This is a genomic window from [Zimmermannella] alba NBRC 15616, from assembly GCF_001570905.1.
Lineage (GTDB): Bacteria > Actinomycetota > Actinomycetes > Actinomycetales > Microbacteriaceae > Pseudoclavibacter > Pseudoclavibacter albus.
The window spans coordinates 14,749-39,318 of the sequence record NZ_BCSO01000003.1 but is presented as its reverse complement, the minus strand read 5'-3'; the positions used below and the strand labels follow the sequence as shown (position 1 = coordinate 39,318).

Below are 24,570 nucleotides of genomic sequence, written 5' to 3'. Positions count from 1 at the left end.
ATCACCTCAGGTTGCGCACTCGACCACCTCAACCACTCCAGCCGCGGCGGGCGCTCAAGCAGGCTGTGCGCGAGACTAAGCCGCTGCGCAGCCGCGGCGAGTAGCCTGTCGGCATGAAGGCGCTCCTCCTCGAGAACATTCACCACGACGCAGTCCAGGCCCTCGAATCGCGCGGGATCGAGGTGGAGACGCGCACGGGAGCCCTCGACGAGGCCGAACTCATCGAAGCCCTTGAAGGCGTCGACCTCCTCGGCATCCGCTCGAAGACGAAGGTCACCCGCAAGGTTCTTGAAGCCCACAAGAGCCTCATGGCCGTCGGTGCATTCTGCATCGGCACCAACCAGATCGACCTCGAAGCCGCGAACGACACCGCCACGGCCGTCTTCAACGCCCCCTACTCGAACACGCGCTCGGTCGTCGAACTCGCCGTCGGCTGCATCATCTCGATGGCTCGCCGCCTCTCCGACCGCAACCAGAAGATGCACGAAGGTATCTGGGACAAGTCCGCCGAAGGATCCCACGAGGTCCGCGGCCGTACCCTCGGCATCGTCGGCTACGGCAACATCGGCTCGCAGCTGTCGGTCCTCGCCGAACAGCTCGGCATGCAGGTCTACTACTACGACATCGAAGACAAGCTCGCCCTCGGCAACGCCCAGCGCTGCCGCTCGCTCGACGAGCTCCTCGACACCGTCGAAACCGTCACCATCCACGTCGACGGCCGCGCCTCGAACCGCAACTTCTTCGGCGCCGAACAGTTCGCCAAGATGCGCCCCCGCTCGATGTTCCTCAACCTCGCGCGCGGCCACCTCGTCGACATCGACGCCCTCCACGACGCCCTCGCCTCCGGCCACCTCGCCGGTGCCGCCGTTGACGTTTTCCCGGAAGAGCCCAAGCGCCGCGGCGACGCCTTCCAGACCCCGCTGCAGGGCCTCTCGAACGTCATCCTCACCCCGCACATCGGCGGCTCTACCATGGAAGCCCAGGTTGACATCGGCCGCTTCGTCGCCAGCAAGTTCCTCGACTACACGGGCACCGGCTCGACCACTCTCTCGGTGAACCTCCCCACCGTGCAGCTTGAGAAGGACATCCGCGGGACACGCCTGCTCCACCTTCACAAGAACGTCCCCGGCGTGCTCGCCCGCGTGAACGGTGTGCTCGGTGACCACGGCGTGAACATCGACCGCCAGCAGCTCGCCACCCGCGGCGAGGTCGGCTACGCGGTGACAGATGCGAGCGACCTCACGCAGGAGGTCATCGACGCCATCCTCGCCATGCCCGAAACGATGCGCCTCGCCACGATTAAGGGCGACGCATCCGGCCACAACGAGCACAATCTCGACGCGGTCGACACCGGCGAAGGCCACGCGCAGGACTAGACACTGCATGAACTGAGCGCTGGGGCGGCATGGGCTGCCTCAGCGCTCAGTGCGTTGTTGGGCCAGGATGCGGCGGTCGAGTGCTCGGCACGCCGGGCGCGGCTGACAGCATCCCGCGGTGATGGGAGGTGTGCGGATGCGAAGCCTCTCGCGCTAGATCGCGCGCAGCTGCGCGGCGAGCGCCTGCGCCACACTAAGCGAGGAGTGCTGCAGCGCCTCCGGAGCCTCCGACGGCGACTCGTCGATGACCGTGAGCAGTTGGTTGCCCTCGGCGTAGTGGGTGATACCGACAGCCTTAATCTCAAGCTCGGCCGAAGCAGACGCAAAGATGCCAGCACCGTCCGGCTGCAGCTTGTAGGGGCGAGCCTCTTGCGGGTTCTCGCTCACGGTGAGCTCCGTGAACGACGACTCAACCGGGTACTCGCCCGGCGCGAACGTGCTGATGTAGACCGTGCGCACGCGGTCGCCCGAGGTCACCCAGGTGCAGGCGTTCTTCGAGGCCATCTGCTGGTAGCCGTACTGCTCGGGGCGAAGGACGTCGTCGTAGGAGAGGATGTCGACGACGTCCGTCATCCGAGGCGAATCACCGACCATGGTTGCGAGCTGAACGCACTGCGTCGGGTCGTCAATGCTCGTGAGCGACCACTCGATGCCCTCGTCGACAAGGAGCTCGTATTCGGCAGTCTCGGTGCCGGGGGCCGTCTTCGACACACAGCCTGTGAGGCCAATCATGAGGGCGAGCGCGCTCGCGAGCGTCAGGGTTCTTCGATTCGCGATGCGCATGCTCTCTCCTTCACGGCGTCACCTCCCATTCTGCCAACTCCCGGCGTCTCGCGGCGCCCGCGAGGTCAGGATTCCGACTGCGGTCTGACATCCGCATCCCCGCTGTCATCTCGAGGGTGAACAGGGATCGATGGGGATGGAGGATCGGCTCGCGCGCATGTGTCGCTTACCGGTGTCAGGTACCGTGCTGGGCATGTCGACTGACCGCTTCCAGCAGCCCGCATCCCGCCCGCACGGACAGGACTCGCTCGCCGAGCGATTCCAGGCCCAGCACACGAATGAGTCCCAGCCTGAGGCAGAGCAGGTGCAGCCTGGTGCAGCGAACGCGCCGCGCACCCACGATGCGGTGTCGCAGAGCGCATCTGCTGAGCAGGGGAGCGGATGGGGGAACCCGGATGCGCCGCAGCCCGCATCCCAGGCGGCACCGTCGCAGTATGCGCCGCAGCAGCCGCAGGCTCAGGCCCCGAACTTCGGCCAGCAGCCCGCCGCCCCGGCACCCGGCCAGGCTCCCGCCGCCCCGGCATTCGGTCAGCAGACGCAGCCTGGCTTCCCGCAGCAGTCCTATGCTCAGGGCGGCGTCCCGCAGCAGGGCCAGCAGAACTACCAGCCCGGCCAGAACGCTCAGCCCGGCGCGGTCGCCACGCGCTTGGGCCTCATCTCCCTGGTGCTCACTGTGGTCACCAGCCTCTTCGGCATGGTGGGCCACTTCGCGCTCTCCCTCGCCGACGTCGGGCCCCTAAGGTACAGCGTCCTCATCGCTGTCGAGGGCATGGCTATGCTCACCGCACTCGGACTTGCGATCGCCGGCCTGATGAACCTCCAGAAGAGCAATACGACTCAGGGTGCGCTCTGGGTCGGCCTTGGCCTCGGAGCCGCTGGCATCCAGCTCCTCTCAATCGTGTTCGGCGCACTGATGTCGCTCGTGTCCTAGCAGCGCTGCACATCCGCGCCGGGCATGCGTCCCCCCCCAACGACGGGACGGATGCCCGAACTGCATCCCCGGCAAGCTCCTCCCAGAAGCGCAAACACAGGCTTCGATAGACTGCAGACTCGCGCAAGGCGGCGCGGCCGCCCTGCAACCACGGCCACCCTGCCCCTCCATCGCCGCCCGCGCGACCGATGGAAGGAACTGCCCTGACTGCTCCGAACAGCCCCCACCCGAAGTCTGCCCCGGGCCACAAGGTTCCCGCCGAGCACGCCCGCTCGTGGCTGCTCGTCCCCGCATCCAAGCCTGAACTCTTCGACCGTGCTCGCGACTCCCGCGCCGACGTCGTCATCCTCGACGCCGAAGACGCGGTCGACCCTCGCAAGAAAGACGAAGCGCGCGCCGACGTCATCGCGTGGCTCCAGCAGGGCAACCGCGGCTGGGTGCGCATCAACGACGTGACGAGCGACTTCTGGGAGGACGACATCGAGCAGCTGCGCGGCATCGACACCCTCGAGGGCGTCGTGCTTGCAAAGGCCGAAGCACCCGAGCAGGTCACCGAAACCTTCCACCGCCTCGGCGGCACGACTTGCGTTGTCCCGCTCATCGAGTCCGCCCTCGGCCTCGAAGACGCGACGAACATTGGCCGCGCCGTCGGCGCCTTCCGCCTCGCCTTCGGCTCCGGCGACTTCCGCCGCGACACCGGCATGTGGGCAAGCCGCGAAGCGATGGCCTACGCGCGCTCGCGCCTCACCGTCGCCTCCATCGCAGCCGGCCTCCCGGGTCCCATCGACGGCCCGACCACCGACGACTCGCTCCGCGTCCTCCGCGAACAGGCCGAATGGACGCTCGAACACGGCATGACCGGCAAGCTCTGCCTCCGCCGCGAACAGGCCGCCGTCGTGAACGAAGTCATCTGCCCGCAGAACTCCGATATCCTCTGGGCACGCGACTTCATCGAGGACTTCGAAGCCGACGGCGGCGTCGTGCGCGACGGCTCCGACATGCCGCGCCTTGGCCGCGCCAAGAAGATCCTCGGCCTCGCGAAAGCCTTCGGTATCGAGGTGGCCTAGTTGGCGGCAGGGCAAGCTGCGCGCGGAAGTGCCGATCGAGCCCTTGACGCCATGATGATCCCGAAGCTCGACCGCTCGCGCCTCGACTGGGAATCCGGCGTCCGCGCGCTGGTGTCGACCGTCGCCCCGCTCATCGTGCTCGCCTCGATGGGGCGGCTCGACCTCGGCATTTACGCATCCTTCTCGGCCTTCACCGGGCTGTACGGGCGCGGCGAACCATACGGACGTCGTTGGCTCACGCTCCTCGTCGCCGCGCTGAGCCTGTTCAGCTGCGTGGTTGCGGGCGCGTGGGTGCAGAGCATCGGGGAACCGTACTGGATCGTCACGCTCGGGCTGCTCGCGGTGATCGCGGCGGGCGTCCTGCTCACCTCGATCCTGCAGTGGATTCCGCGAGGCGCGATTTTCTTCGTGTTCGCGTTCCTCGGATGCTCGATGAAGCCGCTCGGGGAGGCGACGCTCGCCGAAGTGGTGCTCGTGTCGTCGCTCTCGGTTGGCTTTGCGTGGGTCGTCGGGATGAGCGGATTCCTGCTGCGGCTCATCCCCTCGGTCCGGGATCGGCTTCGGCCCTTGAACCGCACGCCTGCGCGGCGGATTGGGGCTGCGTGGAGCCGCGCGAACGTTGCGCTCATCGTCATCTCGACGCTCGCCGCACTCGCCTCGATGGGGGTTGCCAGCGTGACCGGCGTTGCCGCGCACCAGTACTGGTCGGCGGTGACCGTCGTCGCGATCTTCTCGGGGCCAGCGGCGCTCGTGAGCTTCGACCGGATCGGACACCGCATCGTTGGGACGCTCGTCGGCGTGGGGGTGGCTGCGGCGCTCCTCGGTGGGCAGTCGAACCAGGTGTATCTCATCTGCGTCATCGCGGCGTGCAGTTTTGTCACCGAGCTCGTCGTGGCGCAGCACTACGGGCTCGCGCTCGCGTTCATTACGCCGCTCGCGCTTGGCGCGACGAACCTCGGACTCACGCAGGAGTGGGAGGCGCTCTTCGTCGACCGAGCGCGCGAGACGATCCTCGGCGGGCTCGTGTGCTTCGTGATTGTTGTGCTCGCGCGGAAGTACTTCGAGCGCCGCGGCTACGAACTGCCGGCGTAGCGTCGAGCCTCCGCCGGTGGTCTCGATACACCGGGCTGCGCCCGGCACTCGACCACCTCGGTCGAGGCTAGAGGCCGAGGATGTGGCGCAGCTCCGTGGACGAGGTCGCGACGTACGAAGCGCCACGCTCTTCGCCGAGCTCCCCGTATCCCCAGGTCACGTAGCAACTCGGGACCCCGTGCACGGCCGAACCCTGCACGTCATAGAAACGGTCACCGATCATGAGCACATTGCTGAGATCGTGGCCCGCCTCACTCAGGCGACGCAGCGCCTCCGCCACAACATCAGCCTTCGCGCTGCGCGACTCGTCCTCCGTCGCGCCGGTGATGAACTCGAGCTCCACATCCAGCCCGAACCTCTCCAGGATGCGGCGGGCCGAGGGCTCCGGCTTGCTCGTCGCGGTCGACTGCGGAATCCCCGCCGCGTGCACCGCGCGGATGAGCTCCGCCATCCCCGGGAAGAGGATCGTCTGCCCCTCGCCCTCCTCGCGGTAGTAGTCGCGGTACATCTCCATCGCATGCTCGAGCTCGACCGCATCGTCGAGGCCGTTCCGGCGGAACGAGTCGAGGATCGGCGGGCCCACGTAGCTGAGCAGCTCGTCGTGGCTCGGCACAGGCAGGCCGAAGGTGTCGAGCATCTTCGCGATCGCGGTGGTGATGCCGGGCGCCGAGTCGGCGATCGTGCCGTCGAGGTCCCAGAGCACTGCGGTGAAGGGGCCGATGCCGCTGCCGTGGGCGTACTCGAGCGGTGTTGCCTCAAGCTTCGCGGCGGGCTGCTGGCGGGGTGCGATGTCGGCGGCAGCAGCGGTGGTCGTGGCGGGGCCAAGGGCCTGGTCCGAGGTGCTCATTTCGCGCATGGTAGTGGCCGGAAGTGACGGGGAAGATGTCAAGAATGCACTCCTGGTGAGCTATCCCCTCGTATGCGAGGGGATAGTACGCTCACGGTGCAATGTTGGCGGGCTCACTAAGCGAGTCGAGCTAGAACAGGCGCGTGTGTCCCACATCCACGCCGCGCATCTCGTCGTAGTCGAGCACGACGCAGCGAATGCCGCGGTCCTCCGCGAGCGTGCGGGCCTGCGGCTTGATCTCCTGCGCCGCGAAGATGCCTTTCACCGGGGCGAGCAGCGGGTCGCGGTTCATGAGGTCGAGGTAGCGGGTGAGCTGCTCGACACCGTCGATCTCGCCACGGCGCTTCACCTCGATCGCAATCGAGCCACCGTCGGGGTCCTTCGCGAGCAAGTCCACCGGGCCGATCGCCGTCATGTACTCGCGGCGAACCAGGCGGTGGCCTTCGCCGAGCACCTCGATCTGCTCCGCGAGCAGCTTCTGCAGGTGCGCTTCGACACCGTCCTTCGTGAGGCCCGGGTCGACACCGAGCTCGTGCTCCGAGTCGTGGATGATCTCGAAGATGCGGACGATGAGCTGGTCCTGCGTCTTCTTCTGCGTCACACGCCAGAGCTCCACGACACCAGCCGAGCGCTGCTCCTCGTCGGGCTCTTCGGTGCGGAAGGAGCAGGGCGGGCTCATCCAGTTGAGCGGCTTGTAGCTGCCGCCGTCCGAGTGCACGAGGAGCGAGCCGTCGGCCTTGAGCATGAGGAGGCGCGTCGCTTCGGGCAGGTGGGCGGTGAGGCGGCCGGCGTAGTCGACGCTGCAGCGGGCAATCACAAGACGCATGACGACGAGGGTAGCGGGGGAGGAGGTGCGGGGAGGCGCGGCGGGCCGGGAGTTACTGCATCCACACGTCCGAGCGGGCACGAAGCCCGAGCACGACACCGCGTGCGCCGAGGAACACGACGGTAAAGCCGAGCCAGATCCAGGTGACCGCGGCGACGCCGGCGAGGTGCGCGGAGGCGACGGCAGCGAGTGCGGCGAGCGTCACGAGGGCCGGGATAGTGCCCCAGAACGCGAGGTAGCGAACGTCGCCCGCGCCGATGAGGACGCCATCGAGGGCAAAGACGAAACCCGCGATCGGGGCAGAGATGGCGAGCACGACGAAGCCGAGGGGGAGGAGCTCGAGCACGCGCGCATCGCTCGTGAAGATCCCGCCCGCAAAGTTCGCGAGGGCGAGTCCGACGACGCCGCAGAGGATGCCCGCGAGCACCGACCAGCGCACCACGCGCTTCGTCGTGAGGCGCACCGTCGCGAAGGCGCCCGCACCGAGGTCGTGGCCGATCATCGACTGCGCCGCGATTGCGAGGGCATCGAGCGCAAAGGCGAGCAACGAGAACGTCGTGAGGAGCACCTGCAGGGCCGCGAGCTCCGCGACGCCCGCGAGCCCGCCGACGAGCACGACGGCCACGAGTACCGCGCGCAGCGACACCGAGCGCAGCAGCATGAGCGAGGAGTCGACAAGCGCGCGACGGACGCCACCAACACCGGGCGTGAGGCTCGCGCCCTCGCGCCGGGCGGCACGCACCGCGATCACGACGTAGACGAACGCCATCGCCCACTGGGCAATAGCGGTGCCGATCGCGGAACCGAGGACGCCGAGCCCGAAGCCGTAGATGAACACAGCGTTGAGTGCCGCGTTCGCGAGGAAGCCGAGGCCCGCGACCACGAGCGGCGTCTTCGTGTCTTGGAGGCCGCGGAAGAGGCCCGCCGCCGCGATGACGAGGAGCATCGCGGGGAGTCCGACCGCGCTGGCGGCGAGGTAGTCACGCGCGAGAGATGCAACCGCCGGGTCGCTTGTGAGCAGGAACGGCGCGGGGGAGGAAGTCACGGCGGTGAGGATGCCGAGGAGGACGCCGACGCCAAGCCCGAGCCACATCCCCTCCACACCCGCTCGAACCGCGCCACGGGCATCGCCAGCGCCGAGGCGCCGGGCGACGCGCGGGGTCGTCGTGTAGGCGAGGAAGACGCAGAGGCCGACGAGCGTCTGCAGGATCGTGGAGGCGACACCAAGCGCCGCGAGGGCTTCCGCGCCGAGGTGGCCGACCATCGCCGTGTCGGCGAGGAGGAAGAGAGGCTCTGCGACGAGGGCACCGAGCGCGGGGACGGCGAGGGCGAGGATGCGGCGGTCGATCGCGCGAGGGTCTGGGGCGTCGCTGCGCTCGCGGTCGGAGGTGTTCGGCATCCACTCCAGGATGCCAGGCCGCGAAGCTGCTTCCGCAATTGGTCAGAAATCGGGCCCACGTGCACATCTGTGGCACGAACCCCCGAACACTGACCAATTGCGGAATGCGTCGCCGCTCAAGCCCGGCCCAGCCAGCTGCAATTAGGGTCGAAGCATGGCTGAACGCACCTCTGGCATCAACACGAGCGACCTCAACGCGGAGATTCGCCCCCAGGACGACCTCTTCCGGCACGTCAACGGTGCCTGGATCGAGCGCACCGAGATTCCGGACGACCTGCCCGCCTTCGGCTCCTTCATCGAGCTGCGTGAAGCATCCCAGGTCGCCGTCCGCGCCATCCTCGAAGAAGCCCAGACCGCGCCCGAAGGCAGCGAGACGCGCAAGCTCGGCGACGCCTACGCCGCGTTCATGGACGAAGACCGCCTCAAGGAGCTCGGCCTCGACCCGATCGCGGGCGACCTCATGCGGGTGCTCGTCATCTCCTCCATCCCCGAATTCCTGCAGGTGCTCGGCACGCTCGAGCGGGTCGGCATCGGCGGCTTCCTCGGCGCCTACGTCTACCCCGACCTCGGCAACCCCGACCGCTACGCCCTCTACCTCACGCAGTCCGGCCTCGGCCTCCCCGACGAGAGCTACTACCGCGAAGAGCAGCACGCCGAACTGCGCGAGCAGTACGTGGCCCACATCGAGCGGATGCTGAAGCTCGCCGAAGTGCCGCACCCGGACGAGCGCGCCGCCCGTGTCATGACGCTCGAGACGGCGATCGCGAAGGGTCACTGGACAAACGTCGAAGCCCGCGAGGCCGACAAGACCTACAACCCGATGACGTGGGATGAGTTCGCCGCACGCTTCCCCGGCATCGACCTCACCATCTGGCGCGACCAGCTCGGTGCCCCCGAGGGAGCGTTCAATGAGCTCGTGCTGCGCGAGCCGAGCTACGCCGACCACCTCGCGAGCCTCCTCACCGAGGAGCATCTGGACCAGTGGCGCGACTGGCTCGTGTGGAACATCGTCGCCGGCAGCGCCGCGCTCCTCACTCCAGAGCTCAGCGCCGCGAACTTCGACTTCTACGGCAAGACCCTGCAGGGCACGCCCGAGCAGCGCGTGCGCTGGAAGCGCGGCGTCGGCCACGTCGAGGGGATGCTCGGTGAAGCGATCGGTAAGGAGTACGTGGCCCGCCACTTCCCGCCGAGCGCGAAGGCCCGCATGGAGGAGCTCGTCGAGAATCTCTACGGCGCCTACCGCAGCTCGATTTCCACGCTCGAGTGGATGACGGAGGACACCCGCAAGGCGGCGCTCGAGAAGCTCGAGAAGTTCGTCGCGAAGATCGGCCACCCGGACCGCTGGCGCGACTACTCGGCGCTCGAGATCAAGGCGACCGACCTCATCGGCAACGCCCGCCGCGCTGCCATCCACGAGGCTAACTTCGAGTTCGCGAAGCTCGGCGGCCCGATGCGCCGTGACGAGTGGATGATGACGCCGCAGACAGTGAACGCCTACTACTCGCCGGGCGAGAACGAGATCGTGTTTCCGGCCGCCATCCTGCAGCCGCCGTTCTTTGATGAGCAGGCGGATGACGCCGCAAACTACGGCGCGATCGGCGCGGTCATTGGACACGAGATTGGCCACGGCTTCGACGACCAGGGCTCGAAGTACGACGGCGACGGACGCCTGCGCGACTGGTGGACGGATGCCGACCGCGAGGCGTTCACCGAGCGCACGAAGAGCCTCATCGACCAGTACTCGGCGCTCACGCCGGAGGGCCTCGACGTGCAGGTGAACGGCGAGCTCACGATTGGCGAGAACATCGGCGACCTGGGTGGCCTCGGGATCGCCTGGAAGGCGTACGTGGCGAGCCTCGGTGGGGATGTTGCCTCGGCGCCGGTCATCGACGGGCTCACGGGTGTTGAGCGATTCTTCCTCGCGTGGGCGCAGGCGTGGCGTTCGGTGCAGCGGCTTGAGTTCAAGCGGATGCTCGTCGCGGTGGATCCGCATTCGCCGGCGGAGTTCCGTTGCAACCAGATCGTGAAGAACATGGATGCCTTTGCGGAGGCGTTCGGCGTGCAGCCGGGCGACGGTCTCTGGCTCGACCCTGCGGAGCGCGTGAGCATCTGGTAGCTCGCAGGCGGTTGGGATGTCCGGTTTTCGTTCTCTAGCGGCTATCCCCTCTCCTGGAGAGGATGACCGCTATATAGCGAAAACCGGACACCGGGGTGAGCAGCGCTACGCGTGCTCGACGGGGCAACCGCTCGCGCCGGGCAGCTGTGCGATGCGCGGTGTCGCGGGCTTGGCCACCTCGATGCCATACAGCGTCTGAAGTGCGGCCTCAAACTCATCACGGCGACCCTCGCGCGCCATCTGCTTGCCGCGCACCATCGGGTCGTGGAGCAGCGTGTTCCCGAGGCGACGAAGCGCCTGCGCGGCCACACCCGAATCCTCGCGGCTCGAGATTCGCTCAATCTCCTGGTTCACGAGCGCGTGGATGTGCTCGCGGAGCGCCGAGAGGGCGGGCGCAAGATCCGACTCTGCCTGCTGACCCGCAAACTCCGCGGCTGCCCGGGCGACAATGCAGCGCGCCTCGTTTGTCGAGTCGAGCTCCTCGATCGGGGCGTGGATGCGGAGGGTCTCCAGGTCGAGGAGCTCCACGCCATCGAGGGCCGCCACGTTTGGGTCGACATTGCGCGGCATGCCGAGGTCGATGATGAGCTGTTTCTTCACCGTGCCGGGTGCCGAGCGGGCGAGCTGCAGCTGGTCCTGGGTGAGGACGAGCTCGTCCGCGTTCGTGCAGGTGACGATGAGGTCGGCGTTCGTGAGCGTCGGCAGGTAGCTGTGCTCTTCGACGGGGACGACGCCCTCGCGCTCAGCGAAGCGTCCCGCGCGGCCCGACGGCGAGTACACGGACACCTTTGTGACGCCGCGGTCGCGCAGCGCTTTGAGCGTCGCGCCCGCGTAGGCGCCGGTGCCGACGAGGAGGACGCGCGTCGACTCCCAGCTCTCGAGCTGCGAGGTCGCGAGGTCGAAGGCGAGACGCACGAGCGAGCGTCCGAGCTGCCCGATGCCGGTGTTCGACTTCACGCCCTTCGAGGTGTTCGCGGCCTGCTGGAAGAGGCGCTCAAGGCGGGCGGTCGTCGTGCCCGAATCCTGTGCCTGCTCGAGGGCGCGGCTCACCTGGCCGGAGATTTCGCCCTCGCCGACGGCGACGGATTCGAGGCCGCTCGTGACCGAGAAGAGGTACTCCGGGACGTCCTCGTCGCTGAGGATGCGGAGGTTGTCGGTGAGTATCTGCACGGGCGTGTCGAGCACTTCGGCGAGGTTCGTGAGGATGCGGGCGCGCAGCATCCACTCGTCGCCGAGCGGGTTGAGGTCGAGGTAGAGCTCGTATCGATTGCACGTCGAAACGCACACGCCACCCCGGAGTTCCGGGATTCGTGTGCAGAGTTCGGCGACGGCAGGGGCGTCGCTCGCGCTGAGCCGCTCAAGCATCGCGAAGGACGCGCTGCGATGGCTCGCGCTGAGACAGAGCAACATGGGGATCGAGTTTACCCCCGGTTCATCAGACGCGCTCGCGGAGCGGTGGTCGAGCGTCTCGCCACCACCGCGACCAAATCATCTCGAGTGGATGACAATAGGGGAGTGACTCAGATGATTTCGCCCCACCCGGTCCCGCTCTCCGACGAGCATCCCCTCGTTGACGGACGCACCGAAGGCTCCTCGCTCGTCCGCGCCTCCCGCGGGGAACGCGCCGAGACGCTCCCCATCTGGTTCATGCGCCAAGCCGGCCGCTCGCTTCCCGAATACCGCAAGGTGCGCGAGGGCATCCCGATGCTCGACGCCTGCCTGCGCTCCGAGCTCGCCGCCGAAATCACGCTCCAGCCGGTGCGCCGCCACAAGGTCGACGGCGCTGTCTTCTTCAGCGACATCGTGGTTCCGCTCAAGCTCATCGGTGAGGCCGTCGACATCGTTCCCGGTAAGGGCCCGGTCTTCGAGCACCCCGCCGGCACCGCCGACGAAGCCCGCGCTTGTGCCGCCCGCATCCGCGCCCGCCTCGACGACCCCGAACTCTTCGCGCCGGTCGAAGAAGCCGTCCGCCTCACGGTTGCTGAGCTCGGCAACACGCCGCTCATCGGCTTCGCCGGCGCACCCTTCACGGTCGCCGCGTACATCGTCGAGGGCGGCCCCTCGAAGGATCACCTGCGCACGCGCACCGCGATGGTGAGCGACCCGGAGGCGTGGCTCGAGCTCGCGGATGCCGTCGGCGACCTCTCCGCAGCGTTCCTCGAGGCGCAGATCCGCGCTGGTGCAAGCGTCATCCAGCTCTTCGACTCGTGGGCAGGATCCCTGAGCCGTGAACGCTACGAGCAGTCGGTGGCCCCCTCGAGCTCCCGCGCACTGCAGCACGCGCGCTCCATTCGCACCCCCGGTGGTGAGCGCATCCGCGCCATCCACTTCGGTGTCGGCACGGCCGAGCTGCTTCCTTCGATGCTTGCCGCGGGCGCCGATGTGCAGGGCATCGACGACCGCCTCCCGCTCGACGAGGGCATCAAGCGCATCGGCGGTGCCACCCCAGTCCAGGGCAATATCGACCCGGCCGTGCTCGGTGCGCCGTGGGACGTCATTGAGGCGCACGTGCGGGAGGTCGTCCGCCGCGGCGCCGCAGCACCCGCGCACATTGTGAACCTCGGCCACGGCGTCCCGCCGCACGCCGACCCGGAGGTGCTCACCCGCATCGTCGAGCTCGTCCACTCGATCGAGCAGCCGACCATCGCGGCCCCCGCGACGCCTGCCGCTGCGAGCCCCGCAAGCCCGGTCGCTTCGCCCGCCGACGCCCCGGCCACCACGGTGGAGACCGAGCGATGATCCTTCCGAGCGACGACGCCATGCCCGACCTCATCGTCATCGGCGCCGGCATGGCGGGCCTTGTCGCCGCGAACCGTGCCGTCCGCGCCGACGCGAGCGTGCTCGTGCTCGAGGCAGGCCGCACGATCGGCGGGATGCTGCGCCCCGCAACCCTCGGCGGCGTCCGCATCGACATCGGCGCCGAAGCCTTTGCCACGCGCGGCGCGGCGCTCGACCCGCTGCTTGCTGAACTTGGACTCGACGCGGACGTCGTCGAACCGAACCAGCACGGCTCCTGGGGCTACTCGGACGGCACTGCGTACCCGCTCCCGAAGGGCGGCATGCTCGGCATCCCCGCCGACCCGCTCGACGACGACGCCCGCGCGATCCTCGGCGAGGAGGCTGCCCAGCGCGCTGCCGCCGACCTCGAACTCGGCCCCGAAGCCGGCATGAACGCCGAACACCTCGCCGACTTCGTCGCCGCGCGCATGGGGCAGATCGTTGTCGACCGCCTCGTGACACCCGTGTGCCGCGGCGTCTACTCGCTCGACGCGCGCGAGCTCGACCACCGCGTGCTCGTGCCCGGCCTCGAATGCCGACTGCAGGGGGAGGGATCCCTGCAGGGCGCGATTCGTGCGATGCGCCGCGGTGGCGCCCCCGGCGCGGCCGTGCGCGGTATCGCGGGCGGTATGCACCGCATCCCGGAGCGGCTCGCTGAAGCCATTCGCGCTCGCGGTGGCGAAATCCGCTTCGGTGACCCGGTGCGTCGCATCGTGCCGCAGGACGACACCTGGCGGGTGGAGCTCATGAGCGGCGGATCCTTCGAGGCCCGCAACGTCATCGCCACCGTCCCCGTGGACGGCGCCATCGCGCCCGGTACGGATGTCGAGGCCCTCACCGCAGGCCCTGTTGCTGAGACGGTGGCGCTGCGCCTCCGTGCCCCCGAACTCGACGTGGCACCGTGCGGCACCGGCATCCTCGTCGGCGAACCGGCGGGCGAGGTCGCCGCGAAGGCTGCCACGCACGCGAGCGCCAAGTGGCCGTGGATCGCCGAGGCGCTCGAAGAGGGCGAGCACATCGTCCGCTTCTCGTATCCGCCGCGCGAAGGCGAAGGGATGCCGCTCACGGCAGGCCTCGACAACGACGCCCTCCGCACGCGTGCCCTCACCGACCTCGCGCTCCTCTTTGGCATCGAGGTCCAGCCCGAATCCGTGTGCGCGATGACCCGACAGACCTGGCACATGCCCGCTCCTGGGGCGCGCCTCGGAAGGTCTCAGGAAGTTGCCGGACTTCGCGTCTGGGCTGAAGATCAGCCGGGACTCGCGCTCGCGGGCACCTGGATCGACGGCACGGGGCTCGCCAATGTCGTCCCCGGTGCAGAACGCGCTGCGCTGCGTCATCTCGGGCGATAGCGGGGTTCCGGAGGCGTCCGGATGATGGCTCCGCGTCGCGTCGCCAGATTCGATAACAATTCGGACACCACGCGCCGTTTCCTCCGCGAATCCGCTGCGAATGCCCGTCTTTTCAAGGATCAATCAGGATGCCGCTGGAAAAGTTGATGTCGGCCGCACACCGCGGCCACCACATGTTCAGGAGGACACATCCCATGAAGAAGCTCAGCTTTGTACTCGGTGCAGCGGTCGGCTACGTCCTCGGTACCCGTGCTGGTCGCGCTCGCTACGAGCAGATTGCAGCTCAGGCCAAGAAGCTCTGGCAGAGCGAACCCGTTCAGGCCCGCGTTGACGAGGCTGGCGAAGAGGTTCGCCGCCTTGCCCCGAAGCTCGGCACGCTCACGGTTGAGGGCGTCAAGCAGGTCCAGAGCCTCGTGAAGAAGAAGACCTCGAAGGGTGCTGAGGCTCCGAGCGGAACGGTTGGCAACCCGGCTGAGTAATTCAGCCCACCGTTCCCAACGTCGAGAAGAGGATTCCCCAGATGTCGCATCAGTCCGAGCAGCCGCAGCAGCCTTATCGCGGCTCGTTCCCCAACCCCGCCCCCGGCGCTGACTCCGTGTTCGACAACACGAAGAAGCAGCAGTCGATCGGGCAGCTCCTCGCGGACACCCCGCGCCTGTTCATCGCCCTCGCCAAGGACGAGGTCGAGAGTGCCAAGCGCGAACTTGTCGGCAAGGGCAAGAAGATGGGCGTCGGCGCTGCACTCCTTGCGGTCGCCGCGTTCTTCGCGCTCACCCTGTGGGCAGTGCTCGTGACCGCGGCAGTGCTCGCATTTAACCTCATCTTCGAACCGTGGGCATCGGCGCTCATCGTGGCCGGCATCTTCCTGCTGCTCACGATCATCCTTGCCCTCGTGGGAATCTCGTCGCTGAAGAAGGCTGGCAAGCCCGCCCCTGAGCGCACCGTTGCCAGCGTTCAGCAGGACCTCAACGCACTGAAGGGAACTGGTCAGTATGAGTAACACGGACCACGTCGAGCCGATCACCGAGCACGGCCACCGTTCGCCCGCACCCGCGGTGCCGGCGCCGAAGAAGCCCGAGCAGCCCGCGAAGCAGAAGGACACGCGCAGCGACGACGAGCTTCGTCGCGACATCCGTGCCCGCCGCGACGAGCTCGCCCGCACCCTGGATGCACTCGAGTACAAGCTCGACGTGCCAGCGCGCGGCCAGGAGTTCGTTCACCGCGGCAAGCAGAAGGCGCTTGGCATCTGGGACGAGAACCCGGTGCTCGTGGCCGGTGCAGCTGCCGGTGCCGTGCTCACGCTCGTGGGCGGCATCGTCGCTGCAGCGCTGCTGTCGCGTCGCAACTAGCGTTTCGGCTCCTCACCGAGGAGCGTTTCGCGGGGTCAGGCAATCGCCTGGCCCCGCGTTGTCCGTGCTGATGCTGTCCACATTGCACGCTCTGGGGGCATGGATGCTCCCCACGCATCCATTCCCCCAGAGCGTGCAAGTCAGCTACCGCCCCGAACCCGAAGGGGCGGCATAGACTGGCAGGTATGAACGCCGACTCGACCGCCAGCGCGGCCCCCCAGCCCCGTCCCGCCGAGCAGCAGCAGGCCAACGCCGACGCGCCGCTCACGCAGTACACGATGTTCTCGGTCTTCCGTCGCGACCCCGCGAACGAGCTCGAACTCGCGCGCCACGACATTACGCGCGCGATCGAGGAGCTCGACGCCGTTGTCGCCGGGTTCGACCCCGAGTCGATCACCCTCCGCGGCTTCTACGACGTCTCAGGCTTCCGCCACGACGGCGAGCTCATGGTGTGGCTGCACGGCCCGGAGCCGCAGGACCTCCAGTGGGGTCTTCGCCAGATCCGCCGTACGCAGCTGTTCCGCTACCTCATTCCGAGCTGGCAGTGCGTCGGTGTGCACCGCGCCGCCGAGTTCAACCCGCGCCACATGCCGGCCTACATGCTCGGCAAGGAGCCGCAGCAGTGGGTCACGGTCTACCCCTTCGTGCGCTCCTACGACTGGTACCTCCTCCCCGAGGACGAGCGCCGCGAGATGCTCGCCGATCACGGCCGCCGCGGTGCCGCCTTCCGTACGACCCTCGCGAACACGGTCGCAGCCTTCGGCATCTCGGACTACGAGTGGCTCCTCGCCCTTGAGGACAACGACCTCATGAACCTCGTCGACATGATGCGCGACCTGCGCCAGACCGAGGCTCGCCTCCACGTGCGCGAAGAGACCCCGTTCTACCCGGGTCGCCGCATCGAGACGGCCGAGATCCCCGAGGTCCTGCAGTAATGGCGATCGAGCAGCTTCCTTCGACGGGTTGGACGCCGGGCACGAAGCCGCCGGCTGCGACCTCGGCGCCGCTCGCGCCGGGCGCGGTCGTCTCAGCAGCCTCGGAGCCCGCGCAGTCGGGCCCAGAGACGGTGGAGACGCCGGTTGCCTACGACGGCATCCTGCTTGCATCATTCGGTGGTCCGGAGGGGCAGGATGACGTCATCCCGTTCCTGCGCAACGTCACGCGCGGCCGCGGCATCCCCGACGAGCGTCTCGAAGAGGTTGCTGTCCACTACCGCCACCACGGCGGCGTGAGCCCGATCAACGAGCAGAACCGCGAACTCAAGGCTGCACTTGAGGTAGAGCTCAAGCGTCGCGGCATCGACCTCCCGGTGTTCTGGGGCAACCGCAACTGGGTGCCCTACACGCCGGATGCCCTCCTCGAGGCGAAGGAAGCTGGCTGCACGAAGCTCATCGCGATCGCGACGAGCGCCTACTCGAGCTACTCGAGCTGCCGCCAGTACCGCGAGGACTTCGCGGATGCGCTCGAGGCGACGGACCTGCAGGGCGAGATGCAGATCGACAAGGTGCGTCAGTTCTTTGACCACCCGGGCTTCGTGACCCCGTTCATCGACGGGCTCCGGGATGACCTCCTGAGCCTGGCCGCAGAGCATCCGGAGCTTGACCTCGCGAACGAGGTTGAGGTGCTCTTCACGACCCACTCGGTGCCGACGAGCGACGCCGCAAAGTCGGGCCCGGCTGAGCGCGGCTTTGGTGAGGGCGGCGCCTACGCGGCCCAGCACCTCGCGGTTGCTGGCGTCGTGGTTGAGGCCGTGCTCGAGGAGCTCAAGGGCGAAGCGAGCATCGCACTCAAGGCCGAAGAGCACTCGCGCGTGCCGGAGTCGCTCTCCTGGCAGCTCGTCTACCAGTCGCGTTCGGGTCCGCCGAGCCAGCCGTGGCTTGAGCCGGACATCAACGACGTCATCGAAGAGCTCCCTGCGAAGGGCAAGAAGGCGGTCGTAGTTGTCCCGGTCGGCTTCGTCTCCGACCACATGGAGGTGCTCTGGGACCTCGACAACGAGGCGAAGGAGACCGCCGAGGAGCAGCAGCTCGCGTTCCGCCGCACCCCGACCCCGGGCGTGCACGCCGAGTACGTGAAGGGTCTCGTCGACCTCATCCTCGAGCGCCGCGACGGCACCCCGCGTGCCGAGCGTCTGGCCCTCACTGAGCTTGGCCCCTGGTACGACATTTGCCGTCCGGGATGCTGCGAGAACCAGCGACTCGGCTTCAAACCCGCAACGGCAGGGCTCGCCCCGTAATGACTGAGTTCTCCAACGAGACGCGCGCGGCGGCTGAGGAATCGGCCGCCGCGCCCGCATCCGGTCCCATCCGCATCGGCACGCGCGGTTCGCAGCTTGCGGTCACGCAGACCACGTGGGCTGCTGAGCAGATCGCGGCCGCAGCAGGACGTCCCTTCGAGATCGTTCGCGTCACGACGCACGGCGATGTGAGCCGAGCCTCGCTCTCGAGCCTCGGCGGCCAGGGCGTGTTCGCGACGGAGCTGCGCGAGGCGCTCCTTGCCGGTGAGTGCGAGCTTGTCGTCCACTCGCTCAAGGACCTCCCGACCGCGAAGGCACCCGGCATGGAGCTTGCCGCGTTCCCGGAACGTGAAGACCGCCGCGATGCGCTCTGCTCCGCGGGCGGCGCGAACGGCCTCGGGCTCATGGAGCTGCCGGCCGGCGCGAAGGTCGGCACGGGTTCGCCGCGCCGCGTGGCCGAGCTCAAGGCCATCCGTCCCGACCTCGACATTCACGATCTTCGCGGCAACGTCGACTCGCGTCTTGGCCGCGTCACCTCGGGCGAACTGGATGCCGTCATCCTCGCCTGCGCGGGCCTGGAGCGTCTTGGCCGCACGGATGCGATCACCGAGCGCCTCGACCTCGACCGCTTCCCAACCGCGCCCGGTCAGGGATGCCTCGGCATCGAGACCCGCGACGGTGAAACCGCGATTGCCGCGATGATCGACAACCGCAACTCGCGCCTCGAGGTGCTCTGCGAACGTCAGGTGCTGCGCACGCTCGACGCAGGCTGCTCGGCGCCGCTCGGCGTGAACTGCCACGTGAACGGCACCACGATCGAGTGCGTCGCGAGCGTGTTCTCGCTCGACGGTACCCGCCGGATTGACGCCCGCGGAAGCCGCGAACTGAGCGCTGATGAAGCTGCCTTCGCCGAGGCCGAAGCGCTCGGCGCGGAGCTTGCTCGCGAGCTGTTGTCGGAGGGCGCGGGTACCCTGCTGTAGCGGCGTGCTGTGCGTGCCGTCCACACACGATCACTGAAGTCGCGGCGACGCGAGGGAGGAGGCACCGATGACATTCGAGCGTCCGCTCAAGGGATGGAAGATCCTCGTGCCGCGCGGTGGTTCGTGGGGCGGCGATGTCGCGGATGCCGTGCGCGCTCGCGGTGCCTTCCCGATTGTCGCGCCGCTCATCAACTTTGCGAGCCCGCGCGACGAAGACGCCCCGAAGCTGCAGACCGCGCTCGAAGAGCTCGCGGCGGGTCGTTACGACTGGCTTGCTGTGACGAGCGCGACGGCTGTGGATGTCATGCACTCGATGGGTGCTGTGCTGCCCGAGTGCACGCTCGTCGCGGCCGTCGGCGAGACGACCGCCGCCGCGCTCACGGCGGCCGGCTACCGCGTCGATTTCGTGCCGAACCACGACAACTCCGCAAAGGGACTCCTCGTCGAGTGGCCCGAGGCGCAGCGCGGGAAGCCGCCGATCAAGGTGCTCTGGCTGCGCAGCGAGGTCGCGAAGCCGGTCTTGAGTGATGGCCTCGTGCGGCGCGGGCACTCGGTGGATTCGGTCATTGCTTACCGCACGGTTGGCGTGCCCGCGGCTGAGTCGATCCGCTACGACATCCGGAACTCCCGCATCCGCGCCATGCTCGTGACGAGCGGCTCGGTCGCCGAGCAGATCCTCAACCAGTTCGGCGAGATGCCGGGCGAGATTCGCCTGGCTGCGATTGGCCCGCGCACGGCCAAGGACGCGCGCGAGCTTGGCCTGCGGATCGATGTTGTTGCGCAGGAGCGCAGCGTGGCATCCCTCCTGGACGGCCTCGAGTGGCTTGCGCGCGGCGCCGAAATGCCGGTCACGAGCGCGATCGACCTCTCCGAGCTGCGGGCGCTGGAAACCGAGGCTGCCCTCGATGCTGAGATCGACGGGGCGAACCTGAATGCTCCCGCGGCGCAAGCGACGAGTGGTGCCTCCTCGGCTGCGTCCGAGAGTGACGAACCAGATGTTGACCCGGATGCCGACGCCGTCGACGGCAAGAAGTCGCATCGGATGCCGTGGTTCCGGCGTCGCGCGTTCCACGATCCCGCACACGAGATTCCCGTCGTGGATGAGCCACGACCTGTCCAGCGAAAGGACGACGAGAGATGACGAAGGCCGAGGGCATCCCCGAGACTCCAGGTGCGGTTGGCGGTGCGAGTTCGGGCACGGCGCTTGCCCGCGCTGGGGCCCCGATCGTTCGCCCGCGTCGCCTGCGCCAGTCGGCTGCGATGCGCCGCCAGATGCGCGAGCTGCGCGTCGACCCGGCCGAACTCATCCTGCCGATGTTTGTCCGCGAGGGCATCGACGAGCCGCGCGAAATCGGCTCCATGCCGGGCGTCTTCCAGCACACGGAGGACTCGCTCCGTGCGGCAGCTGAAGAAGCCGCATCGCTCGGCGTCGGCGGCATCATGCTGTTCGGTATCCCGGAAACGCGTGACGAATACGGTTCGGCCGCGACGAGCCCCGACGGCATCCTCAACCGCGCCACGCGTGCGCTCGCTGCCGACCTTGGGAACGACATCGTCATCCAGACCGACCTCTGCCTCGACGAATTCACCTCGCACGGCCACTGTGGCGTGCTCGCAGCCGACGGCTCGGTCGACAACGACGCCACCCTCGAGCGCTACGCCGAGATGGCGATTGCGCAGGCGGAGGCAGGCTCGGCGCTCCTTGGCATGTCGGGCATGATGGACGGCCAGGTTGCCGTCGCTCGCGCTGCACTCGACGAAGCAGGCTTCGAGGACGTCCTCATCCTCGCCTACTCGGCGAAGTACGCGACCGCGCTGTACGGCCCCTTCCGCGAGGCCGTCGACTCGCAGCTCAAGGGCGACCGCCGCACCTATCAGATGGACCCCGCCAACCGTCGCGAGGGCCTGCGCGAAGCGATGCTTGACGTCGAAGAGAGTGCCGACGTCGTCATGGTGAAGCCCGCGACGTACTACCTCGACGTGCTCTCGGATGTCGCCGAGGCCTTGCCGATCCCGGTGTGGGCGTACCACGTCTCGGGCGAGTACTCGATGATCGAGGCTGCCGCACGCAACGGCTGGATTTCCCGCGAAGCTGCCGCGCTCGAGGCGATCACCTCGATTCGCCGCGCCGGCGCAGACGCCGTCATGACCTACTACGCCGTCGAGGCCGCTCGGTGGCTGCGAGCTGAAGGAGGCCTTCGATGACCCTCAACGAACAGCACTCGAGCGAGTGGTTCACGCGCGCTCAGGCGGCGATCCCGGGCGGTGTGAACTCGCCCGTGCGCGCTTACGGTTCGGTGGGCGGCGTGCCCCCGTTCCTCGCCTCCGGTAAGGGCGCCTTCGTCACGGATATTGACGGCAACGAGTACCTCGACATGGTGTGCGGCTGGGGCCCGATGCTCCTCGGTCACGGCCACCCTGAGGTGATTGGGGCTGTGCAGGAGGCCGTCTCGCGCGGACTCTCCTTCGGTGCTTCCTCGACGGTTGAGGTTGAACTCGCAGAAGAAATCGCGCGCCGCGTGGAGCCGATCGAGCAGGTGCGCCTGGTCTCGACCGGCACCGAGGCGACGATGACCGCCATCCGTCTCGCCCGCGGTTACACGGGCCGCGACCTCGTCGTGAAGTTCGCTGGCTGCTACCACGGCCACTCGGACGGCCTCCTCGCCGCAGCAGGCTCGGGCCTCGCCACGCTCGCGCTGCCGGGCTCGGCGGGTGTGCCCGAGGCGATCACCTCGCAGACGATCGTCGTCCCCTACAACGACCTCGACGCCGTGCGCGCCGTCTTCGCCGAGCACCCGGGCAAGGTTGCCGCCGTCATCACCGAGGCAGCCCCCGCCAACATGGGCATCGTCGAGCCGGATGCTGGCTTCAACCGCTCGCTCGCCGAGATCGTCCACGAGCACGGCGCACTCCTCATTTGCGACGAGGTGCTCACCGGTTTCCGCACCGGTCCTGCTGGTTGGTGGGGCGAGGAGCAGTCGGGTCGCAGCCTCGGCGGCCCGGAGGTTTCGGGTGGCTGGACGGCCGACATCTACACCTTCGGCAAAGTCATCGGCGGCGGCATGCCCGTCGCGGCGCTCGGTTCGACGCGCGAGATCATGGCGAAGCTCGCACCGCAGGGCCCCGTCTACCAGGCGGGCACGCTCTCCGGAAACCCGATCGCGGTGACGGCTGGTCTTGCCACGATGCGTCTTGCGGATGCGGGCGTGTACGAGGCCGTGGATGCTGCCGCGAATTCGATTGCCGGGATGGTGTGCTCCGCGTTCGACGAGGTTGGGCTCGCGTATTCGATGCAGCGCGTCGGCAACCTCTTCTCCTTCGCGTTCGGTGACGGGGAGGCGCTTGGCTGGACCGGCACGAAGGGCGGCCCGCGCAACGAGGCCGAGGTGAAGAAGCAGGAGACCTGGCGCTACCCGGCGTTCTTCCACGCCATGCTCGAGGGTGGCGTTTCGCTGCCGCCGTCGGCGTTCGAGGCGTGGTTCTGCTCGGCAGAGCACGGCGACCGCGCGATGGAGCGGATGGAGGCGGCGCTTCCGGCTGCTGCTCGCGCTGCTGCCGCCGCGACGGCTGCGTAGGCGCTGCGCGTCCCATCAAATATCGACTGTTGCATCACATACCGAGCGTTGTCGTCGGTATGTGACGCGGCAGTCGGTATTTCGCGTTGAGGATGCCGCCAGCTTGGCATCCCGCGTCGAGCCGCATCCCGGTACCCTCGCTGTGTGAAGTACTTCCTTCGAATGCTCAAGGTGTGGCTGCGCTCGCGTCGAGAGGGCGCTCTCAGCGTGGGCGAGGTGTGCCGGACGCCGCTGCGCGTGAACCTCGGCGACCTCGACATCTACCGCCACGTCAACAACGGCACCTATCTCACGATTGCCGATCTTGGCCGCTTTGAGTGGATGCTGCGCACGGGCCTGTGGCGTCGCTTCGGCAAGCGCGGCTGGTACCCGGTAGTGGCCGCCCAGACGACGACCTACCGCAAGTCGCTCGAATGGAACCAGCACTTCATCCTGGAGACGCGCCTGCTCGGCCTCGACTTGCGTGACTTCTATCTCGAGCACCGCTTCGTTGCGAACAACGAGATCTATGCGCGCATTTACATTCGCGCCCGCATCATCAGCCGCAAGGGCCGCGTGAACATGGAGGACGTTGAGCGCGCCGTGCCGGAGCTGCAGGAGCTGCCGCACCGCGTGCCGGAGTGGATCGACGTGTGGCACGAGGCGACGCGCCTGCCGTCGACGCGACAGGATGCGCCGAGCGTGTGGGACGACGAGGGATTCACTCGATAATTCATCGCTGATCGGCGGAAACGCCGCTGGCCGGTGGTGGTGAACATCGAATGTCGGTGGTCTCGGTGAGACTGCCTGCATGACCACGTCCACGCTTCGCGCAACGCGCGCTCCAGCCCCGTCGAGGAGCGGTGATTGGCGTGCCCGCGAAGGGCGGATGCCTGCGCGCGGCGAGGTGCGCGCCGGGGAGGTGCCGTGGCGAGGTCGGCGAGTCGAGGCGGTCTACGAGCCGCGCGAGCCGGTCGATGTCGGGCTCACACTTGGGGTGCTGCCTCGCGGCACACACGACCCAACCATGTGGAGCAATCCCGCCACGGGGGATTGGTGGCGCGTGACGCGAACACCGGAGGGTCTTGCCACGCTCGTCATCCGGCCCACCCGTCACGGCGCGCGGCTCGTGGCCTTCGGCGATGGCGCCGAGCGTGCCATCGCCTCGGCGCCGGAGTTGCTTGGCCGTGGGGACGACTGGTCGGGGCTCGACCCTCGCACGCTGCCGCCACCGCTCGCCGAGGCGTGGCGTCGGCATCCGGGGCTTCATTTGACGCGCACAGGTGCTGTGTTTGAGTCGCTTGCGCCCGCGATTCTTGAGCAGAAGATCACGACGCTCGAGGCTCGGCGTGCGTGGCGGTATCTGCATCGGCGCTTTGCTGTGGCGGCGCCCGGGCCGGAGGGGCTCGTCCCGCGGCACCTGCGCGCGCCGCTGAGTCCCGAAGAGTGGCGGGCGATTCCAGTGTGGGAGTGGCATCGCGCGGGGGTTGATCTCTCGCGACGATCAACACTGCAACGTGCGGCGGGGGCGGCAGCTGGGCTCGAGCGGACGCTCGAGCTTGGTCGGGGGAGTGAGGAAGTCACGGCTCGGCTCCGTAGCATCCCGGGCGTCGGCGTGTGGACGGCGGCCGAGACGACCCAGCGCTCCCACGGCGACCCAGACGCGCCCAGCTTCGGTGACTACCACCTCGCCGGGCACATCACGTGGGCGCTGAGCGGCGAGATCGGCGACGACTTCGCGGCGGCAGCCTTGCTTGAGACGTGGCGCGGGCACCGCCAGCGTGTCGTGCGGCTCATCGGCCTTGCCAGGGGCGGCAAGCCTCGACGCGGTCCACGGATGACGGTGGAGGACCATCGTGATCGCTAGGTGGATGCGGCGGTGCG

At 68.2% G+C, this 24,570-nt stretch carries 23 protein-coding genes; 18 read left to right on the top strand and 5 right to left on the bottom strand.

Features of this window, described 5'->3' with window-relative positions; translation table 11 throughout:
* The first annotated feature begins 113 nt into the window (after positions 1 to 113).
* Entirely contained in the window at positions 114 to 1,376 is a 1,263-nt protein-coding gene (gene serA / locus ZAL01S_RS03795; protein WP_066079993.1) for a phosphoglycerate dehydrogenase, read from the top strand.
* Between the two features lie 153 nt (positions 1,377 to 1,529).
* Here serA and ZAL01S_RS03790 read toward each other — a convergent pair whose 3' ends face one another.
* Entirely contained in the window at positions 1,530 to 2,159 is a 630-nt protein-coding gene (locus ZAL01S_RS03790; protein WP_066079990.1) for a hypothetical protein, read from the bottom strand.
* Positions 2,160 to 2,352: 193 nt separating this feature from the next.
* On the opposite strand from ZAL01S_RS03790, the gene ZAL01S_RS03785 reads away from it, so the two are divergent.
* The 3 genes from ZAL01S_RS03785 to ZAL01S_RS03775 all read left to right on the top strand — a co-directional run bounded on the left by ZAL01S_RS03785 (position 2,353) and on the right by ZAL01S_RS03775 (position 5,249).
* The gene (locus ZAL01S_RS03785; protein WP_159421572.1) at positions 2,353 to 3,090 is read left to right on the top strand and encodes a hypothetical protein; all 738 of its coding nucleotides are present in this window, start codon (positions 2,353 to 2,355) and stop codon (positions 3,088 to 3,090) included.
* A gap of 188 nt (positions 3,091 to 3,278) precedes the next feature.
* A complete protein-coding gene (locus tag ZAL01S_RS03780; RefSeq protein ID WP_083523041.1) occupies positions 3,279 to 4,157 on the top strand; it encodes an HpcH/HpaI aldolase/citrate lyase family protein in 879 nt (292 codons plus the stop codon).
* The gene (locus ZAL01S_RS03775) at positions 4,158 to 5,249 is read left to right on the top strand and encodes an FUSC family protein (protein ID WP_159421571.1); all 1,092 of its coding nucleotides are present in this window, start codon (positions 4,158 to 4,160) and stop codon (positions 5,247 to 5,249) included.
* Positions 5,250 to 5,316: 67 nt separating this feature from the next.
* Here the strand turns inward: ZAL01S_RS03775 and ZAL01S_RS03770 are convergent, their stop codons facing one another.
* From ZAL01S_RS03770 to ZAL01S_RS03760, 3 genes are all read right to left on the bottom strand, one after another.
* The gene (locus tag ZAL01S_RS03770; protein WP_083523040.1) at positions 5,317 to 6,096 is read right to left on the bottom strand and encodes an HAD hydrolase-like protein; all 780 of its coding nucleotides are present in this window, start codon (positions 6,094 to 6,096) and stop codon (positions 5,317 to 5,319) included.
* 130 nt (positions 6,097 to 6,226) lie between these two features.
* Positions 6,227 to 6,922 carry an endonuclease NucS gene (nucS, locus tag ZAL01S_RS03765; RefSeq protein WP_066079982.1) on the bottom strand — a complete coding sequence of 232 codons (696 nt, stop codon included), beginning with the start codon at positions 6,920 to 6,922 and terminating at the stop codon, positions 6,227 to 6,229.
* A gap of 52 nt (positions 6,923 to 6,974) precedes the next feature.
* On the bottom strand, positions 6,975 to 8,321 hold the full coding sequence (locus ZAL01S_RS03760) for an MATE family efflux transporter (RefSeq protein WP_066079979.1): 1,347 nt from the start codon (positions 8,319 to 8,321) through the stop codon (positions 6,975 to 6,977).
* Positions 8,322 to 8,475: 154 nt separating this feature from the next.
* Here ZAL01S_RS03760 and ZAL01S_RS03755 point away from each other — a divergent pair, with 154 nt between their 5' ends.
* Complete coding sequence (locus tag ZAL01S_RS03755) at positions 8,476 to 10,437, top strand: M13 family metallopeptidase (protein ID WP_066079976.1); 1,962 nt, start codon at positions 8,476 to 8,478, stop codon at positions 10,435 to 10,437.
* Positions 10,438 to 10,542: 105 nt separating this feature from the next.
* Here the strand turns inward: ZAL01S_RS03755 and ZAL01S_RS03750 are convergent, their stop codons facing one another.
* The gene (locus ZAL01S_RS03750) at positions 10,543 to 11,847 is read right to left on the bottom strand and encodes a glutamyl-tRNA reductase (protein ID WP_066079973.1); all 1,305 of its coding nucleotides are present in this window, start codon (positions 11,845 to 11,847) and stop codon (positions 10,543 to 10,545) included.
* Between the two features lie 114 nt (positions 11,848 to 11,961).
* On the opposite strand from ZAL01S_RS03750, the gene hemE reads away from it, so the two are divergent.
* The 13 genes from hemE (at position 11,962) to ZAL01S_RS03685 (ending at position 24,553) form a co-directional block, all read left to right on the top strand.
* A complete protein-coding gene (hemE, locus tag ZAL01S_RS03745) occupies positions 11,962 to 13,176 on the top strand; it encodes a uroporphyrinogen decarboxylase (protein ID WP_083523039.1) in 1,215 nt (404 codons plus the stop codon).
* Positions 13,173 to 14,567: a protoporphyrinogen/coproporphyrinogen oxidase gene (locus ZAL01S_RS03740; protein ID WP_066079970.1), complete on the top strand. Its 1,395-nt coding sequence runs from the start codon at positions 13,173 to 13,175 to the stop codon at positions 14,565 to 14,567. The genes hemE and ZAL01S_RS03740 overlap by 4 nt, the downstream gene beginning before the upstream one ends.
* 194 nt (positions 14,568 to 14,761) lie before the next feature.
* Entirely contained in the window at positions 14,762 to 15,046 is a 285-nt protein-coding gene (locus ZAL01S_RS03735) for a hypothetical protein (RefSeq protein ID WP_066079967.1), read from the top strand.
* 41 nt (positions 15,047 to 15,087) lie between these two features.
* Positions 15,088 to 15,567, top strand: a complete 480-nt coding sequence (locus tag ZAL01S_RS03730) for a phage holin family protein (RefSeq protein WP_083523038.1) — start codon at positions 15,088 to 15,090, stop codon at positions 15,565 to 15,567.
* Positions 15,560 to 15,916, top strand: a complete 357-nt coding sequence (locus ZAL01S_RS03725) for a DUF3618 domain-containing protein (protein ID WP_066079964.1) — start codon at positions 15,560 to 15,562, stop codon at positions 15,914 to 15,916. Before ZAL01S_RS03730 ends, ZAL01S_RS03725 begins: the two co-directional genes overlap by 8 nt.
* Positions 15,917 to 16,101: 185 nt before the next feature.
* Positions 16,102 to 16,851 (top strand): hydrogen peroxide-dependent heme synthase, encoded by a 750-nt coding sequence (gene hemQ / locus ZAL01S_RS03720; protein WP_066079961.1) that lies wholly within the window; start codon positions 16,102 to 16,104, stop codon positions 16,849 to 16,851.
* Positions 16,851 to 18,152 (top strand): ferrochelatase, encoded by a 1,302-nt coding sequence (locus tag ZAL01S_RS03715; protein ID WP_066079958.1) that lies wholly within the window; start codon positions 16,851 to 16,853, stop codon positions 18,150 to 18,152. The genes hemQ and ZAL01S_RS03715 overlap by 1 nt, the downstream gene beginning before the upstream one ends.
* A complete protein-coding gene (gene hemC / locus ZAL01S_RS03710; RefSeq protein ID WP_066079955.1) occupies positions 18,152 to 19,132 on the top strand; it encodes a hydroxymethylbilane synthase in 981 nt (326 codons plus the stop codon). Before ZAL01S_RS03715 ends, hemC begins: the two co-directional genes overlap by 1 nt.
* A gap of 67 nt (positions 19,133 to 19,199) precedes the next feature.
* Positions 19,200 to 20,273 carry a uroporphyrinogen-III synthase gene (locus ZAL01S_RS03705; protein WP_083523037.1) on the top strand — a complete coding sequence of 358 codons (1,074 nt, stop codon included), beginning with the start codon at positions 19,200 to 19,202 and terminating at the stop codon, positions 20,271 to 20,273.
* Positions 20,270 to 21,337, top strand: a complete 1,068-nt coding sequence (gene hemB, locus ZAL01S_RS03700) for a porphobilinogen synthase (RefSeq protein ID WP_083523036.1) — start codon at positions 20,270 to 20,272, stop codon at positions 21,335 to 21,337. Before ZAL01S_RS03705 ends, hemB begins: the two co-directional genes overlap by 4 nt.
* Positions 21,334 to 22,707 carry a glutamate-1-semialdehyde 2,1-aminomutase gene (gene hemL, locus ZAL01S_RS03695; RefSeq protein ID WP_066079952.1) on the top strand — a complete coding sequence of 458 codons (1,374 nt, stop codon included), beginning with the start codon at positions 21,334 to 21,336 and terminating at the stop codon, positions 22,705 to 22,707. The genes hemB and hemL overlap by 4 nt, the downstream gene beginning before the upstream one ends.
* 144 nt (positions 22,708 to 22,851) lie before the next feature.
* Positions 22,852 to 23,418 (top strand): acyl-CoA thioesterase, encoded by a 567-nt coding sequence (locus ZAL01S_RS03690; RefSeq protein WP_066079949.1) that lies wholly within the window; start codon positions 22,852 to 22,854, stop codon positions 23,416 to 23,418.
* A 79-nt stretch (positions 23,419 to 23,497) separates the two neighbouring features.
* Positions 23,498 to 24,553: a DNA-3-methyladenine glycosylase family protein gene (locus ZAL01S_RS03685; RefSeq protein ID WP_244875320.1), complete on the top strand. Its 1,056-nt coding sequence runs from the start codon at positions 23,498 to 23,500 to the stop codon at positions 24,551 to 24,553.
* Positions 24,554 to 24,570: the final 17 nt, after the last annotated feature.

What these genes read in the sequence shown, in the direction of transcription:
- serA (WP_066079993.1), top strand. Translation starts at nt 114, where the DNA reads ATGAAGGCGCTCCTCCTCGAGAACATTCACCACGACGCAGTCCAGGCC.
- ZAL01S_RS03790 (WP_066079990.1), bottom strand. Translation starts at nt 2,159, where the DNA reads ATGCGCATCGCGAATCGAAGAACCCTGACGCTCGCGAGCGCGCTCGCC.
- ZAL01S_RS03785 (WP_159421572.1), top strand. Translation starts at nt 2,353, where the DNA reads ATGTCGACTGACCGCTTCCAGCAGCCCGCATCCCGCCCGCACGGACAG.
- ZAL01S_RS03780 (WP_083523041.1), top strand. Translation starts at nt 3,279, where the DNA reads ATGGAAGGAACTGCCCTGACTGCTCCGAACAGCCCCCACCCGAAGTCT.
- ZAL01S_RS03770 (WP_083523040.1), bottom strand. Translation starts at nt 6,096, where the DNA reads ATGAGCACCTCGGACCAGGCCCTTGGCCCCGCCACGACCACCGCTGCT.
- nucS (WP_066079982.1), bottom strand. Translation starts at nt 6,922, where the DNA reads ATGCGTCTTGTGATTGCCCGCTGCAGCGTCGACTACGCCGGCCGCCTC.
- ZAL01S_RS03760 (WP_066079979.1), bottom strand. Translation starts at nt 8,321, where the DNA reads ATGCCGAACACCTCCGACCGCGAGCGCAGCGACGCCCCAGACCCTCGC.
- ZAL01S_RS03755 (WP_066079976.1), top strand. Translation starts at nt 8,476, where the DNA reads ATGGCTGAACGCACCTCTGGCATCAACACGAGCGACCTCAACGCGGAG.
- ZAL01S_RS03750 (WP_066079973.1), bottom strand. Translation starts at nt 11,847, where the DNA reads ATGTTGCTCTGTCTCAGCGCGAGCCATCGCAGCGCGTCCTTCGCGATG.
- hemE (WP_083523039.1), top strand. Translation starts at nt 11,962, where the DNA reads ATGATTTCGCCCCACCCGGTCCCGCTCTCCGACGAGCATCCCCTCGTT.
- ZAL01S_RS03740 (WP_066079970.1), top strand. Translation starts at nt 13,173, where the DNA reads ATGATCCTTCCGAGCGACGACGCCATGCCCGACCTCATCGTCATCGGC.
- ZAL01S_RS03735 (WP_066079967.1), top strand. Translation starts at nt 14,762, where the DNA reads ATGAAGAAGCTCAGCTTTGTACTCGGTGCAGCGGTCGGCTACGTCCTC.
- ZAL01S_RS03730 (WP_083523038.1), top strand. Translation starts at nt 15,088, where the DNA reads ATGTCGCATCAGTCCGAGCAGCCGCAGCAGCCTTATCGCGGCTCGTTC.
- ZAL01S_RS03725 (WP_066079964.1), top strand. Translation starts at nt 15,560, where the DNA reads ATGAGTAACACGGACCACGTCGAGCCGATCACCGAGCACGGCCACCGT.
- hemQ (WP_066079961.1), top strand. Translation starts at nt 16,102, where the DNA reads ATGAACGCCGACTCGACCGCCAGCGCGGCCCCCCAGCCCCGTCCCGCC.
- ZAL01S_RS03715 (WP_066079958.1), top strand. Translation starts at nt 16,851, where the DNA reads ATGGCGATCGAGCAGCTTCCTTCGACGGGTTGGACGCCGGGCACGAAG.
- hemC (WP_066079955.1), top strand. Translation starts at nt 18,152, where the DNA reads ATGACTGAGTTCTCCAACGAGACGCGCGCGGCGGCTGAGGAATCGGCC.
- ZAL01S_RS03705 (WP_083523037.1), top strand. Translation starts at nt 19,200, where the DNA reads ATGACATTCGAGCGTCCGCTCAAGGGATGGAAGATCCTCGTGCCGCGC.
- hemB (WP_083523036.1), top strand. Translation starts at nt 20,270, where the DNA reads ATGACGAAGGCCGAGGGCATCCCCGAGACTCCAGGTGCGGTTGGCGGT.
- hemL (WP_066079952.1), top strand. Translation starts at nt 21,334, where the DNA reads ATGACCCTCAACGAACAGCACTCGAGCGAGTGGTTCACGCGCGCTCAG.
- ZAL01S_RS03685 (WP_244875320.1), top strand. Translation starts at nt 23,498, where the DNA reads ATGACCACGTCCACGCTTCGCGCAACGCGCGCTCCAGCCCCGTCGAGG.